General features: G+C 68.9%; 14 protein-coding genes. 9 read left to right on the forward strand and 5 right to left on the reverse strand.

What is annotated here, in order from left to right:
• Nucleotides 1-3: 3 nt before the first annotated feature.
• A complete protein-coding gene (locus ABFB10_RS10385; RefSeq protein WP_347166469.1) occupies nt 4-1,383 on the reverse strand; it encodes a phosphomannomutase in 1,380 nt (459 codons plus the stop codon).
• A gap of 120 nt (nt 1,384-1,503) precedes the next feature.
• Between ABFB10_RS10385 and ABFB10_RS10390 the strand changes: the two genes are divergently transcribed.
• From ABFB10_RS10390 to ABFB10_RS10420, 7 genes are all read left to right on the forward strand, one after another.
• Nucleotides 1,504-2,709, forward strand: a complete 1,206-nt coding sequence (locus ABFB10_RS10390) for an NAD(P)/FAD-dependent oxidoreductase (RefSeq protein WP_347166470.1) — start codon at nt 1,504-1,506, stop codon at nt 2,707-2,709.
• 203 nt (nt 2,710-2,912) lie between these two features.
• Nucleotides 2,913-3,815 (forward strand): L-threonate dehydrogenase, encoded by a 903-nt coding sequence (ltnD, locus tag ABFB10_RS10395; RefSeq protein ID WP_347166471.1) that lies wholly within the window; start codon nt 2,913-2,915, stop codon nt 3,813-3,815.
• The gene (gene otnK / locus ABFB10_RS10400; protein ID WP_347166472.1) at nt 3,812-5,071 is read left to right on the forward strand and encodes a 3-oxo-tetronate kinase; all 1,260 of its coding nucleotides are present in this window, start codon (nt 3,812-3,814) and stop codon (nt 5,069-5,071) included. The genes ltnD and otnK overlap by 4 nt, the downstream gene beginning before the upstream one ends.
• Nucleotides 5,068-5,718, forward strand: coding sequence for a 3-oxo-tetronate 4-phosphate decarboxylase (gene otnC, locus ABFB10_RS10405; RefSeq protein WP_347166473.1), 651 nt, complete (start codon nt 5,068-5,070; stop codon nt 5,716-5,718). Before otnK ends, otnC begins: the two co-directional genes overlap by 4 nt.
• Nucleotides 5,715-6,476, forward strand: coding sequence for a hydroxypyruvate isomerase family protein (locus ABFB10_RS10410; RefSeq protein WP_347166474.1), 762 nt, complete (start codon nt 5,715-5,717; stop codon nt 6,474-6,476). The genes otnC and ABFB10_RS10410 overlap by 4 nt, the downstream gene beginning before the upstream one ends.
• A gap of 291 nt (nt 6,477-6,767) precedes the next feature.
• Nucleotides 6,768-7,937, forward strand: a complete 1,170-nt coding sequence (locus ABFB10_RS10415) for a pyridoxal phosphate-dependent aminotransferase (RefSeq protein ID WP_347166475.1) — start codon at nt 6,768-6,770, stop codon at nt 7,935-7,937.
• A 12-nt stretch (nt 7,938-7,949) separates the two neighbouring features.
• Complete coding sequence (locus ABFB10_RS10420; protein ID WP_347166476.1) at nt 7,950-8,897, forward strand: 2-hydroxyacid dehydrogenase; 948 nt, start codon at nt 7,950-7,952, stop codon at nt 8,895-8,897.
• A 190-nt stretch (nt 8,898-9,087) separates the two neighbouring features.
• Here the strand turns inward: ABFB10_RS10420 and ABFB10_RS10425 are convergent, their stop codons facing one another.
• A complete protein-coding gene (locus tag ABFB10_RS10425; RefSeq protein ID WP_347166477.1) occupies nt 9,088-9,483 on the reverse strand; it encodes a DUF6524 family protein in 396 nt (131 codons plus the stop codon).
• Between the two features lie 150 nt (nt 9,484-9,633).
• On the opposite strand from ABFB10_RS10425, the gene ABFB10_RS10430 reads away from it, so the two are divergent.
• Both ABFB10_RS10430 and ABFB10_RS10435 read left to right on the forward strand, forming a co-directional pair.
• Nucleotides 9,634-10,929, forward strand: a complete 1,296-nt coding sequence (locus tag ABFB10_RS10430; RefSeq protein ID WP_347166478.1) for an adenylosuccinate synthase — start codon at nt 9,634-9,636, stop codon at nt 10,927-10,929.
• A 212-nt stretch (nt 10,930-11,141) separates the two neighbouring features.
• Nucleotides 11,142-11,372 (forward strand): DUF2842 domain-containing protein, encoded by a 231-nt coding sequence (locus tag ABFB10_RS10435; protein WP_347166479.1) that lies wholly within the window; start codon nt 11,142-11,144, stop codon nt 11,370-11,372.
• Nucleotides 11,373-11,556: 184 nt separating this feature from the next.
• On the opposite strand, the gene denD is transcribed toward ABFB10_RS10435, so the two are convergent.
• The 3 genes from denD to ABFB10_RS10450 are packed head-to-tail and all read right to left on the reverse strand — an operon-like array spanning nt 11,557 to nt 14,563.
• Nucleotides 11,557-12,519 (reverse strand): D-erythronate dehydrogenase, encoded by a 963-nt coding sequence (gene denD / locus ABFB10_RS10440; RefSeq protein WP_347166480.1) that lies wholly within the window; start codon nt 12,517-12,519, stop codon nt 11,557-11,559.
• Between the two features lie 14 nt (nt 12,520-12,533).
• Complete coding sequence (locus ABFB10_RS10445) at nt 12,534-13,439, reverse strand: sugar kinase (RefSeq protein WP_347166481.1); 906 nt, start codon at nt 13,437-13,439, stop codon at nt 12,534-12,536.
• The gene (locus ABFB10_RS10450; protein WP_347166482.1) at nt 13,436-14,563 is read right to left on the reverse strand and encodes a fumarylacetoacetate hydrolase family protein; all 1,128 of its coding nucleotides are present in this window, start codon (nt 14,561-14,563) and stop codon (nt 13,436-13,438) included. Before ABFB10_RS10450 ends, ABFB10_RS10445 begins: the two co-directional genes overlap by 4 nt.
• Nucleotides 14,564-14,566: the final 3 nt, after the last annotated feature.

Raw genomic sequence — 14,566 nt, forward strand, 5'->3', positions numbered from 1 at the left:
AATTCACCCGAGGCGCGCGCGCAGGGATGCCAGCGTTCGGGTCACCAGCGTGGCGGCGGTCTCGCGGCTGTCGGCTTCGGCGTAGCAGCGGAACTCGGGCGCGTTGCCCGAGGGGCGCAGGTGCAGGACGGCGCCGCCCTCGAAGGTCACCCGCAGCCCGTCGGTCAGGTCCAGCGCGACCTCTGCTCCGCAGCCTGTGAAAAAGGCCGCCCGGGCGGCGCTGTTCTCCGTCAGGTCGGCGATGAAGGCCTGCGCCCGCTCCGTCGCGATCCCGGCGATCCGGTCGGCGGCGGTGAAGCGCGGCGGCAGCGCGTCGATCAGCGCCGCCAGCGTGGTCCCCGCCGCCTTTGCCGCCGCCAGCGGCGCAAGGATCGGCAGCAGGCAGTCGCGCGTCATCAGCGGCGTCAGCGCGCCGGTGTCGAAGCCCAGCAGGAAGCCGCCGTTGGCCTCGTAGCCGACCACCTTCGCGTCGGGCTCCGCGGCGCGGGCCGCCTCCATGGCCGCGATCACGAAAGGCGATCCGATGCGCGTCCGCTCTACCCTCAGGCCAAAGACCGGGTCCGCGACCATGCTGTTCGACGAGACCGGCGTGCAGACCACCCCGGCGCCAAGGTGCCGCGCGGTGAGCGTGCCCAGCACGTCTCCGGGCACCACCCGCCGGGCATTGTCGACCACCATCGGGCGGTCACCGTCGCCATCGGTCGAGATCAGGACGTCCAGCGCATGCTCTGCGAACCATCCGGCAAACAGCGCCTGGGTGTCGGGGTCCAGCGCTTCGGTGTCGACGGGAATGAAGGTGTCAGAGCGCGCGATGGGCACGGCCCGCCCGCCCAGGGCTTCGACGACCGCCACCATCAGGTCGCGCGCCACCGAGGAATGCTGGTAGACGCCCACCGTCCTGCCGGCCAGCGTGTCCGCGGCAAAGCCGCCGGTGTAGCGCGCAAGATAGCCCGCCGCCGCGTCCCGGGTCTCTGCCGCGCCCAGCGGCGCCTCGGGCGGGGTCTGGCCAAGGGCGGCGTTGATGCGCGCCTCGTCCTCTTTCAGGATCTCGCCGCCCGGCACGTAGAACTTCAGCCCGTTGCGGTCGGCGGGAATGTGGCTGCCGGTGACCATGATCGCCGCCGCGCCCTCAGCCATGGAGGACAGCGCCAGCGCCGGCGTCGGCACCGCGCCGCAGTCCACCGCTGTCAGCCCCATGGCACGCACCGCGTCGATCACCCAGCCCGCGATCTGGGGCGAGGACGGGCGCAGGTCGCGCCCGACATGAACCGCCCCGCCATGCGGGCAGGCGGTCAGGAAGGCCGTCACGTAGTCGCGCACCAGCGGCGCGGTCAGCTCCGTCACCAGCCCGCGCAGGCCGCTTGTTCCGAATTTCGGCGCCATCGTCGTCTCCCTCTTTGATGCCGGGGTTTTCCCGCGTCCGGCCCGGGCAGGCAAGCGCCAACCGTTGCATCTGCGGCGGCAACGTGGAACCTGAGTCCGGCAGACAACGAAAGGCAGGCAATGTCGGAAGTCTACGACGTGGTGATCGTGGGGGGCGCGGCGATCGGGTCCAGCGTGGCCTGCTACCTGTCCGGCGCCGAAGGGTTCGACGGGCGCGTGCTGGTGGTCGAACGCGACCCGAGCTATGCGCAGGCCTCGACGGCGCTGTCGGCGGCCTCGATCCGCACCCAGTTCTCCAACGCGATCAACGTGGCCATCAGCCAGTATGGCGCCGAGGTGATCCGCGACTTCGCCCGATGCATGGCCAGCGGAGAGGACGCGCCCGACCTGAACTTCCACGAGGGCGGCTATCTCTACCTTGCCGCGACACCGGACCAGGAACGAACCCTGCGCGAAAACCACGCGGTGCAACGGGCCTGCGGCGCCGATGTCGTGCTCTGGTCGCCGGAAGAACTGGCCGCGGCCTTCCCGCACCTGAGGACCGGGGATATCCGCCTCGCCTCCTACGGGCAAAGCGGCGAGGGTTGGTTCGACAACACCGGCCTGATGAACGGCTTTCGCAACAGGGCCCGGGCGCAGGGTGTCGACTATATCCGCGACGAGGTCACCGGCCTCGCGCGCGCGGGCAGCCGCATCACCCATGTCACCCTCGCCTCGGGCCGCCGGGTCTCCTGCGGCACGCTGGTCAACGCCGCCGGGCCGCGCGCTGCACAGGTGGCGCGGATGGCCGGGCTGCACATCCCGGTCGAGCCGCGCAAGCGCACGGTCTTCCTCTACGACTGCGCCCGAAGCCCCGAGGGCTCGGCCCGCGTCAACCATGGCCGTCTGCCGCTGATGATCGACCCCTCGGGTGTCTACTGCCGCCCCGAGGGCCACTATTTCATGACCCAATGCCCGCCGGAAGACGACCGCGCCGTGGATGTCGGTGATTTCGAGCCCAGCCACGCCGAGTTCGAAGAGCGGATCTGGCCCGTCCTCGCCGCCCGCTCCGAGGCTTTCGAGGCGATCAAGGTGATCCGCAGCTGGGCCGGCCACTATGCCTGGAACAGGCTCGACCAAAACATGATCGTCGGCCCGCACCCCGAGGTGCCGAACATGCTCTTTGCCAACGGCTTCTCCGGCCACGGCCTTCAGCAGGCCCCGGCCACCGGACGCGCCATTGCCGAACTGATCGTCCACGGCGCCTACCGCACACTCGATCTCTCGCCGCTGGGCGTGGACCGTATCCTGACCGGCACCCCCTTTCTCGAGAAGAACGTGATCTGACCCCGGCAAGCCGTCCCACGCCGCGATCCTGCGCCTCCCCCGGGGTTTCTTCTTGGTCCAAATACCTCTGCGCAGCGCCTCAAGCCCTTGCCACGCTGCCGAAAAAGCGCCCTCCGAGCGATCCGCTTGCGCTTTTTGCTCCGGCAAGGGATGATCCGCCCCGAATGTGCTGGTAGCGCAATCAGACCTTCCGGGAGGACATCGTGACACAGACAAGGGTGGCCGTGATCGGCCTCGGCTCCATGGGCTATGGGGTGGCGGCAAACTGCCTGAAAGCAGGGCTCGAGACATGGGGCGCCGACGTCAACGCCGCCCGGGTGGATCGCTTCGCGGGCGAGGGCGGCAGGCCCGTGACCGGCCCCGGCGACTACGCAGAGGCCGATGTTGTCGTGACCGTCGTGGTGAACGCCGCGCAGACCGAGGCGGTGCTCTTCGGAGAGCAGGGCGCCGTGGCGCAGATGAAACCCGGCGCCGTCGTGGTCTCCTGCGCCACCGTCGCGCCGGACTTCGCCCGCGCCATGGCCGCGCGCTGTGCCGAGGCGGGGGTGCTCTACCTCGACGCGCCGATCTCGGGCGGGCAGGTCAAGGCCGCCTCGGGCGAGCTGTCGGTCATGGCCTCCGGCGCACCCGAGGCCTTCGCCGGGGCGCGCCCGGTGCTCGACGCCATGGCCGCCGGGGTCTTCGAACTGGGCGACGAGGCCGGGCCGGGCTCTGCCATGAAGGCGATCAACCAGCTGCTGGTCGGCGTGCATCTGGCCGCCATGGGCGAGGCCATGACCTTCGGCATGACCCAGGGCGTCACACCCGAGCAATTCGTCGAGGTCATCCCCGAATGCGCCGGCACCAGCTGGGTGCTTGAAAACCGCGCGCCGCATGTGGTTTCGGGCGACTACACGCCGCTCTCTGCCGTGGACATCTGGCTGAAGGATCTCGGCATCGTCTCCGATATCGCCCGCAGCGCCAAGTTCAGCGCGCCCCTGACGGCGGCGGCGCTGCAGCAGTGGGTCGCGGCCAGCGGCATGGGCATGGGGGGCGAGGACGACGCCGCCATTGCCAAACTTTACGCCACGCACGCAGGCCTGAGCCTGCCGGGAGACAAGACATGACCCTTCTCGGAGCCATCGCCGACGATTTCACCGGCGCCACCGACCTTGCCGGCCTTCTGGCCCGTTCCGGCGTGCCGGTCTCGCTGCGGCTGGGGGTGCCGGACGCACCGCCCACCGACACCGCCCCCTTCGAGGTTATCGCGCTGAAATGCCGGACGGAACCGGTGGACAAGGCCGTCGCCGACTGCCGCGCCGCGCTGAAGTGGCTGCAGGCGGCGGGCGCGCAGCGCTTCTTCTGGAAATACTGCTCGACCTTCGATTCGACGCCCGAGGGCAATATCGGCCCGGTCGCCGAGGCGCTGATGGCGGACCTTGGCACCGATCAGACGATCTACTGCCCCGCCTTCCCGGAAAACGGCCGGTCGATCTTCATGGGCAACCTCTTCGTCGGGCGTCAGCCGCTGGCGGAAAGCCCGATGAAGGACCATCCCCTGACGCCGATGACCGATTCCAACCTGATGCGCCTGCTGGAGCCGCAGGTGACGCGGCCCGTGGGCCTTGCCGACCGGCTGACCGTGGCGCAGGGCGCCGAGGCGCTCAGGGCGGAACTGGCGCGTCTGGCCGGCGAGGGCGTCGCCCATGTGGTCATCGACGCGGTGGCGAACGAGGATCTCTATACCATCGCCGAGGCCTGCCGGAACATGCCGCTGATGACCGGCGGCAGCGCCGTCGCCATGCCGCTGCCTGCGCTCTGGATGCAGGACGGGGCGCTGAAGGCGGATACCGCCAAGGCGCCCGAGCAGATCGGCCCCGGCGCGGTGGTCCTGTCCGGCAGCTGCTCTGCCATGACCCGCAGGCAGGTCGAGGCCTACAAGGCCACCGGCGCGGTCAGCTTCCGCCTCGATCCGGTCAAGCTGGACGAGGAAGGCCCGCAGCAGGCGCTGGACTGGCTCGCCGCGCAGGATCTTGGCAAGGCACCGCTGCTCTATGCCACGGCAGAGCCCGACCAGGTGCGCGCCGCGCAGGCCGCGCTGGGCCGCGAAGAGGCGGGCGCCGTGGTCGAGCGCGCGCTGGCGAAACTGGCAGTCGCGGCGCGGGACAGGGGCGCGCGGCGCATCGTCGTCGCGGGCGGCGAAACCTCGGGTGCGGTGTCGCAGGCGCTGGGCATCGCGCGGCTGGACATCGGCGCGGAAATCGCGCCCGGCGTGCCCTGGTGCACCTGCGACAGCGGCGGCGCGCGCATCGCGATCACGCTGAAGTCCGGCAATTTCGGCGCCGAGACCTTCTTTGCCGACGCGCTGGGGGCCACGGCATGAGCGCAGAGGCCCGCCTGCGCGAGCAGCTTTGCACGCTGGCGAAATCGCTCTTCGACCGGGGGCTGACCCATGGCTCGACCGGCAATATCTCGGCCCGGACTGAGGACGGCGGCCTGCTGGTCTCGCCCACCGGCACCAGCTTCGGCCGGCTCGATCCCGGGCGGCTGGCGCGCTTCGACGCGGCGGGCCAGCATATCGACGGCGACAGGCCGACCAAGGAAATGCCGCTGCACACGGCCTTCTACGACACGCGCGGCACCGCGGGGGCGGTGGTGCACCTGCACAGCTGCCACTCGGTCGCGCTGTCGCTGCTGCCGGGGGTGGACGAGGACAACTTCCTGCCCGCTTACACGCCCTATGGCATCATGCAGGTGGGCCGGGTGAAGCTGCTGCCCTTCTTCGTGCCGGGCGATCCGGCCATGGGGCAGGCGGTGCGCGGGCTGGCGGGCAAGCGCTCGGCGGTGATGCTGGCCAACCACGGCCCCGTGGTGGCGGGCAAGGACGTCGAGGCGGCCTGCAACGCCATCGAGGAACTGGAAGCCACCGCCCGGCTGGCGCTGATGACGCGCGGCATGGGGGCGGAGCCCCTGACCGGCGGACAGGTCCGCGCGGTGGTCAATACATTCGACGTGGAGTGGGACACATGAAGTTTTCGGCCAACCTTGGTTTCCTCTGGACCGACCGGCCTTTGGCCGAGGCGATCCATGCCGCGAAGGCGGCGGGGTTCGACGCGGTGGAATGTCACTGGCCCTATGACGAGCCGGTCGCAGAGGTCCGCGCGGCGCTGGAAGAGACCGGCCTGCCGATGCTGGGCCTGAACACCCGGCGCGGCGATACGGCGGCGGGCGAAAACGGGCTGGCCGCGCTGCCGGGCCGCGAGGCCGAGGCCCGCGCCGCCATCGACGAGGCGCTGGCCTACGCCCGGGCCATCGGCGCGGCCAACGTGCATGTCATGGCCGGTTTCGCCTCTGGCGCAGAGGCGGACGCGGCCTTTGTCGCCAATCTCTCCTACGCCTGCGAGGCGGCGCATCCGCATGGGATCACGGTGCTGATCGAGCCCCTGAACCACTACGACGCACCGGGCTACTACCTTGCGACCACGGGCCACGCGCGCGCGGTGATCGAGGCGGTGGGGGCGCCGAACCTGAAGCTGATGTTCGATTGCTACCACGTGCAGCTGATGGAGGGCGACCTGACCAACCGACTGAAGAGACTCTTGCCCATCATCGGCCATATCCAGTTCGCGGGGGTGCCGGACCGTGGTGCACCGGACCGGGGCGAGGTGGATTTCTCGTATATGTTCAAGGTGATCGACGCACTGGGATGGGCCGCACCGATGGGCGCGGAATACAAGCCCGGCGGCCCGACCGAGGACACGCTGGGCTGGTTCACCCTGACCCGCTGAGGCCCCTCCGCCGCGCCGTCCCCGGCAGGCGGCGCGGTTGGATGCCTCCTTCGGGTGGCTTTTTTGCAGAAAAGATGCCCGCAGGCGCGCCTTGTCGGACAGGTCCGGTTCGGGCGGCGCCGTCGCACAGAGGTATTTTTGCCAAGAAGAAACACGAGGTGTGCGCGTCTCTGCGCTGTGGGACGGCCTGTTGCGAGGCGGTGAAAGCGGCTTTCCCTTGGGGCGGATTTTGGTATACCAAATTGCGAAACCTGGCCGCTCAGGGTGGCCGCGACGGGAGGAGAACACGCCATGACGCAGTTGAAGCTTGCCGGGGGCATGTCCCGGCTTGGCACCGAGTCGGCCTTTGTCGTGCTGGCGCGCGCGGGCAAGCTGGCCGCCGAGGGGCGCGACATCATCAATCTCGGCATCGGTCAGCCGGATTTCCGCACGCCCGAGCATATCGTCGAGGCCGGGATCAAGGCTCTGCAGGACGGCCATCACGGCTATACGCCGGCGAACGGGTTGCCGGCGCTGCGGCAGGCGGTGGCCGCCGACCTGAACCGCCGTCACGGGGTCGAGGTGAACCCGGATCACGTGGTGGTGCAGCCGGGCGGCAAGCCGACGATGTTCTTTGCCTGCCTGATGTTCGGGGAACCGGGCGCCGAGATCATGTATCCCAACCCCGGCTTTCCGATCTACGAATCGGTGATCAAGTATTCCGGCGCCACCCCGGTGCCGATCGCGCTGAGGGAAGAGAACGGCTTTGCCTTCTCCGCCGAGGAGGTGCTGGGCCAGATCACCGAGAAGACGCGGCTGATCATCATCAACTCGCCCGCCAACCCCACGGGCGGGGTCACGCCGCGCGCGGAGATCGACAAGCTGGTCGCCGGGCTGATGGAGCACCCGCAGGTCGCGCTGATGTCGGACGAGATCTATTCCAACATGCTCTATGGCGGGCGCGAGCACGTCAGCCTGCTGCAATATCCCGAGATCCGCGACCGGCTGATCATGCTGGACGGCTGGTCCAAGACCTATGCCATGACCGGCTGGCGGCTGGGTTACGCGGTCTGGCCCGAGAGCCTCGTGGACCACGTCACGCGCCTGTGCATCAACGACCATTCCTGCGTCAACGCCGCGACCCAGTTCGCGGGTATCGCCGCGCTGGAAGGGCCGCAGGACGAGGTGACGCGCATGGTGGCCGAGTTCGACAGGCGCCGCCAGGTGATCGTCGAGGGGCTGAACGCCCTGCCGGGGGTGCGCTGCGCCGATTGCGCGGGCGCCTTCTATGCCTTCCCGAACATCGAGGGCACCGGGCTGACGGCCATGCAGGCGCAGGACCGCTTCCTGGACGAGGCGGGGGTGGCGACCGTGGCCGGGACCTCCTTCGGCGCCCATGGCGAGGGTTACCTGCGCTTCTCCTATGCCAATTCCACCGAGAACATTCAGGAGGCGCTGCGGCGCATCCGTGACCTGCTGTGAAAGGCCTGACCGATGACTGACCCTGTCCTGCTGATCTCTGGCGCGAGCTTCAAGGAAGACGAGCGCGCGCGGCTTGCCGAGGCCTATCCCGCGACATTTGTGGACGGCCCTGATGCCATGTCCGGCGTGCCCGAGGGCCAGCGCAGAGCGATTCGCGCGGTGGCCTACAAGGGGCACAAGCCCTTTGGCGGGGCCGAGATGGACCTCTTCCCGAACCTTGGCGTGATTGCGAACTATGGCGTGGGTTACGATGCCATCGACGTGGCGGCGGCCAGCGCGCGGGGCATCAAGGTGACGAACACGCCGGATGTGCTGTCGGACGATGTGGCGGACCTTGCCGTGGCGATGCTGCTGGCGCAGGCGCGGACCATGCGTCTGGGTGAGGCGCATGTGCGTTCGGGCGATTGGGCGAAGAAGGGCGAGCTTCCGCTGAACCGCAAGGTCTCGGGCTCGACGGTGGGAATCGTGGGGCTGGGGCGGATCGGGCGTGAGATCGCGGACCGGCTGGCGGCCTTCAAGATGGAGATCCACTACCATTCGCGCTCCGAGAAGGAGACGCCGGGCTGGACCTATCATGCCGATCCGGCGCGCCTTGCGGGCGCGGTGGATTTCCTTGTCGTGGCTCTGGTCGGCGGATCGGCGACCGAGGGCTACGTGTCCAAGGAGGTGATCGACGCCATGGGGCCGCGCGGCGTGCTGGTGAACATCTCGCGCGGGACGACGGTCGACGAGGGGGCTTTGCTGGACGCGCTGGAAGAGGGGCGGATCGGCGGGGCCGGGCTGGATGTCTTCCTGAACGAACCCAATCTGGATCCGCGCTTCCTGAAGCTGGAGAACGTCGTGTTGCAGCCGCACCAGGGGTCCGGATCGGTCGAGACCCGGCGCGATATGGCGCTGTTGCAGCTGGCCAACGTGCGGGCCTTTCTGGAGGGCGCGGCGCTGCCGACCGCGGTGAACTGATCGGACAGGGTTTCGCCTCGCTTGCGCGAGGCGACCGGTACGGGGTTTCACCCCGGACCCCAGGATATCTGTGGACAGAAGAAGGGGCGGGCCGGCCCCTGTTTCTTCTGTCCACAAATATCCCGGGGAGCGCGAGGGGCTGGCCCCTCGCCCCGACGGTGCAGATCGCGGCGTCGGGGCCGGTGTGGCGCTATTCTTCGACGTCGTCCATGTCGACCTGACCGGACAGGCGGCGGCGGATGATGGACCAGGACAGGCCCACGCCCAGCACGATGGAGAGCGCGAGGATGCCGAGCCATGTGGCGAAGCCGGGGTTGTCGAGGCTGACGAGGCCGAAGTCCCAGAGCACCCAGAGGATCGCGCCCACCAGGGCCAGCACAAGCAGCATGCCGGAGGCGCCGATCGACCGCAGGGTGGCGCGAATGTAGATCACGTAGCCCACCAGCAGGACCAGCGCCGCCAGCACGACCAGCGGCATCTGCGTGGACCAGTTGGCCTCTGCCCAGCGGAGGAAGTTGAGCCGCGTCGGATTGTAGGTGGCGGCCAGCAGGAGGAAGGCGAAAAGCCAGCGAAGGGTGAAGGACATGGGCGGGCTCCCGTTCGGATCGCTGCCTTGCTGCCCTCTTCATTCGCCCCTGTCCAGCCTCTTGCCGCGATTTAGCGGTTTCACCCGTGGCGCGCGGCGACTATACCGGCGCGGGTTTGCAGACATTTCCCGGCAAAGAAGGGGACCGATATGGCGAATGTGGTTGTCGTGGGCGCTCAGTGGGGCGACGAGGGCAAGGGCAAGATCGTGGACTGGCTGTCGGAACGCGCCGACGTCATCTGCCGCTTTCAGGGCGGGCACAACGCGGGTCATACGCTTGTCATCGACGGCAAGGTCTACAAGCTGAACGCGCTGCCTTCGGGCGTGGTGCGCGGCGGCAAGCTGTCGGTGATCGGCAACGGCGTGGTGCTGGATCCCTGGCACCTGGTGAAGGAGATCGCGACGATCCGCGAGCAGGGCGTCGAGATCACGCCCGAGACGCTGATGATCGCCGAGAACACGCCGCTGATCCTGCCGATCCACGGAGAGCTGGACCGGGCGCGCGAAGAGGCGGCCTCGAAGGGCACCAAGATCGGCACCACCGGGCGCGGCATCGGCCCCGCCTACGAGGACAAGGTCGACCGCCGCGCGGTGCGTGTCGCGGATCTTGCCGACCGGGCGACGCTGGAGGCGCGGGTGGACCGCGCGCTGCAGCACCACGACCCGCTGCGCAAGGGGCTGGGGATCGAGCCGGTGGACCGCGAGGCGCTGATCGCCGCGCTGAGCGAGATCGCCGAGCAGATCCTGCCCTATGCCGCGCCGGTCTGGAAGGTGCTGAACGAAAAGCGCAAGGCGGGCACGCGGATCCTCTTCGAGGGGGCGCAGGGCGCGCTGCTGGACATCGACTTCGGCACCTATCCCTTCGTTACCTCCTCGAACGTGATCGCCGGGCAGGCGGCCACGGGCACCGGCATCGGGCCGGGCGCCATCGACTACGTGCTGGGCATCGTGAAGGCCTATACCACCCGCGTCGGAGAAGGCCCCTTCCCGACCGAGCTGGACGATGACGACGGCCAGCGGCTGGGCGAGCGCGGGCGCGAATTCGGCACCGTCACGGGCCGCAAGCGGCGCTGTGGCTGGTTCGACGCGGCCCTGGTGCGCCAGACCTGCGCGACCTCGGGCGTCAACGGCATCTCGCTGACCAAACTCGACGTGCTCGACGGTTTCGAGACACTGAAGATCTGCGTCGGCTACGAGCTGGACGGCAAGCGGCTGGATTACCTGCCCTTCGCCAGCGAGGAACAGGCGCGCTGCACGCCCGTCTACGAAGAGATGGAAGGCTGGAGCGAATCGACCGAAGGCGCGCGGTCCTGGGCCGACCTGCCGGGCGCTGCGGTGAAATACGTGCGCCGGGTCGAGGAACTGATCGGCTGCCCGGTGGCGCTGCTCTCGACCTCGCCGGAACGCGACGACACGATCCTCGTGACCGATCCCTTCGCGGATTGAGCGCGGCAGGGTGGGGGCGACTCCACCCCGCAACGACACTCTGGCGCGGCCCGGTCCCGGGCGGCGTCGCGAACCAGCCGCCGCTGCCGGGTTGGATTGACGGTGCTGTGCAGGCATGATCTGCGCGGCGCCGCAGACAGCGCGCCGATGCGGGCGCGGAATGCAGGAACGCGGGCGGGCGTCATGCCGGTCCGCGCAACGGGAGACAGGCCATGGCCCTGAGTTACAAGGCGCGGCGGCGCTGGTCGCTGGTGATCCTGCTGGTGGGTCTGCCCGCCTATATCGTGGCGGCGGTGACGACCGTGAACTGGCTGGACCGGCCCTCGATCGCGGTGGAATTCCTCGTCTACGTGGGGCTGGGCTTCCTCTGGGCCTTGCCGTTCAAATTCGTCTTCAAGGGCGTGGGGCAGGCCGATCCGGAGGCCGACAAGTCCGACAAGTAAGGGCAAGGGTGCCCCTGCCGGAGCCTGTTGCGCCGAGGCGGTGAGCGGTCCTGATGTGCCTTGCCGGGGCCGCCTTTGTGCGGCTGGGCATGTTCGGTGCGGGGCAGGGGGCCATCCAGTGCCGTGGCACCGCAGCCCGGCCCGCCGTCCCGCAGGGCGCCCGCTGACGGGCGCCCGGGGTGCATCACTTGGCGATGTCGTCTTCGAGGAAGTAGCGGATGTTGTCCTCGAAGCTGGCGTCGGCTTCCAGACCCAGCGCCTCTGCCTTGTCGGCGCGGATGTCCATGCGCCAGCCCGCGAGGATCGCGTCAAGCTCTGGCTGCTTGTTCCAGGTGATACGCTCTGCCGTTTCGGGGCCCACGACCGCCGTCATGGCGTCGATCATCTGGCGAATCGTCCAGACCCGGCCCGGCATCATCATGCAGCGGTTCTTGCCCAGCTTCTCTTCGGGGATCTCGGCGCCCTTGATCAGGTTCTCGACGCATTTGCGCGGGCTGAGGTAGTAGTGGTTGAAGTCCTCGTCCACCGGGCAATTCGCGGTCTCGCCCTGAAGCGGCTCGCGGAAGATCGACGACATGAAGCCCGAGGCCGCGCGGTTGGGCTTGCCGGGACGCACCGAGATCGTCGGCAGGCGGAAGCCGCGCCCGTCGACCAGACCGCGCCGCGAGAAGTCGTTGACCAAGAGTTCGCCGATGGCCTTCTGCGCGCCGTAGGAGGTCTGCGGGTTCAGAAGCGTCTGGTCGTTGTAGGGCTGCTCGACCTCGCCGCCGTTCACCGCCACCGAAGAGGTGAAGACCAGCACCGGCTTGGTGCCCAGCTCGCGGCAGCGTTGCAGCACGTTGAGCGTGCCCATCATGTTGACCTTGAGGCCGATATCCAGGTCCTCTTCGGCCTGCGCCGAGACGATGGCGGCCAGCAGGTAGATCACGTCGGTCTTGTCGTCGATGGTCGCCGCCAGCGATGCCGGGTCGGCGATGTCGCAGGCCGCGGTCTCGACCGTGAAACCGGCCTCGACCGGCTGCGGGTCGACGATGTCGGCAAGGACCATCGTGTCGATGGTTTCACCGCGCAGGGTGCCGCGCTCGGCCAGTTTGCGCGCCAGTTTCTGACCGACGAGACCGCCGCCGCCGATGATAAGAACCTTCATTGTCTCTCCTCCGTTTATTCGAAAATCTCCGGCGCCAACGCGCCGCGTTTCTGCACCACCTTGCCCGCAAGCGCCGCGCCCTGCTGCGTGGCCTCAAGGGCTGATGCGCCCGTCATGCGGGCCGCAAGGAAGCCGGCGCCGAAGCTGTCCCCGGCAGCGGTGGAATCCACGACCCGGGCCACGGGGGCGGGGTCATGGGTCGCCTCGCCTTCGTCCGCGTCCCAGATGTGGCAGCGGTCGGCGCCGTTCTTGACGACGACGGTGCGGGCCCCTGCCGCGCGGTAACGGGCGATGGTCTCGGCCGGGGTCGCGTCGCCGAAGCACATCTGTTCCTCGTCGAACGAGGGCAGCACGGTGTCGGCGACGCCCGCGCCCAGCAACAGCCCGTCGCGCATCGCCTGCGGCCCGGCCCAGAGGCGCGGGCGCAGGTTGGTGTCAAAGGCCACATGCGCGCCATTGGCCCGCGCGCGGGTCAGGGCCGCGCAGAACCGGGCGCGCGCCGCGTCCGACAGGATCGCCAGCGTTATCCCTGAGAACTGGATCACCGAGGCCTCGGCGAAGGCCGCGTCCAGCGCCGCCGCGTCATCGGCCAGCGTCTTGGCCGCCGATTGCCCGCGCCAGTAGGAAAAGCTGCGCTCTCCATCCTGCAACTGGATCATGTAGAGGCCCACGGTGCGGTCCGGGACCCGCTGCACGGCGCTGGCGTCGACACCCTGCGCCGCGATGAAATCCACCATGCTATCGGACACGGCGTCGGTGCCGACGGCGGTCAGGTAGCCGACGCCCACGTCATCGGGCAGCAGGCGGCGCGCGTACCACGCCGTGTTGAAGGTATCCCCGGCAAAACCCATGCCGAACAGCCCCCCGTCGGCGGGGGCCATCTCGACCATGATCTCTCCGACGCAGAGCAGGCGGCTCACAGCAGGCCCCGCTGGCCGAGGTTGCGCATCAGCGCGCCTGCCCCGAACTCCCACGGGGGGCATTCGGTCGACAGGCGGACGGTGTTCTTCAGCTGGCCCAGCTTGGCCTCTTCGATGCGGACCACGTCGCCCATCTTGTGGGTGAAGCCCTGACCGGGCTTGTCGCGGTCCTGAATGGGCGCGAAGAGCGTGCCGAGGAACAGCATGAAGCCGTCGGGGTACTGGTGGTGCTGGCCGATGGTCTGCTTGACGATATCGGCGGGGCGGCGGCTGATCTTGGTCATCGAGGAATGGCCGTTCAGGGTAAAGCCGTCCTCGCCCTCGACCGTCAGGGTCAGCTCGGCGTTCTCCACGTCGTCCATGCCGAAGCTGTCATCGAACAGCCGCAGGAAGGGCCCGATCGAGCACGAGGCGTTGTTGTCCTTGGCCTTGCCCAAGAGCAGGGCCGACCGCCCCTCGACGTCGCGCAGGTTCACGTCGTTGCCCAGCGTCGCGCCGACGATCTTGCCGGTCGAGGTCACGGCGAGCACGATTTCCGGTTCCGGGTTGTTCCAGGTCGAGATCGGGTGCAGACCGATCAAATCGCCCCAGCCGACAGAGGCCATGGGCTGGCACTTGGTGAAGACCTCGGCGTCGGGGCCGATGCCGACTTCCAGATAGGCGGACCACAGGCCCTCTGCCTGAAGGACGCGCTTGACCTCCATCGCCTTCTCGCTGCCCGGCTCGATGCCGGAAAGGCTGTCGCCGATGACCGACTGCACCTTCTTGCGGATCTCGTCGGCGCGGTCGGCGTCGCCCGCCGCCTGTTCCTCGATCACCCGTTCGACCATGCTTTCGGCGAAGGTCACGCCGCTGGCCTTCACGGCCTGAAGATCGCAGGGCGCCAGCAGCTTCAGCGTGCCAGAGGCCACGTCGTCCAGCGACCCGATCAGCTCACCCGCCGCGCCCCGGACGTAGTCCACGAGGTCGTCGCGCTCCAGCAGGGCCGAGACCGTGGGCACCTGCCGCGAGGTGATGTCCATCAGGGCGGACCCGGCGACGCGCACGACGGAGGGGCCAAGCCCCTCGCGCCAGACGCGGCCGATCAGAAGGGCGTCGGGATCGGGGTTGGATGTCGGCAGCATGGC

Origin of the sequence: Ponticoccus litoralis (assembly GCF_039769985.1) — a bacterium.
GTDB lineage: Bacteria > Pseudomonadota > Alphaproteobacteria > Rhodobacterales > Rhodobacteraceae > Ponticoccus > Ponticoccus litoralis.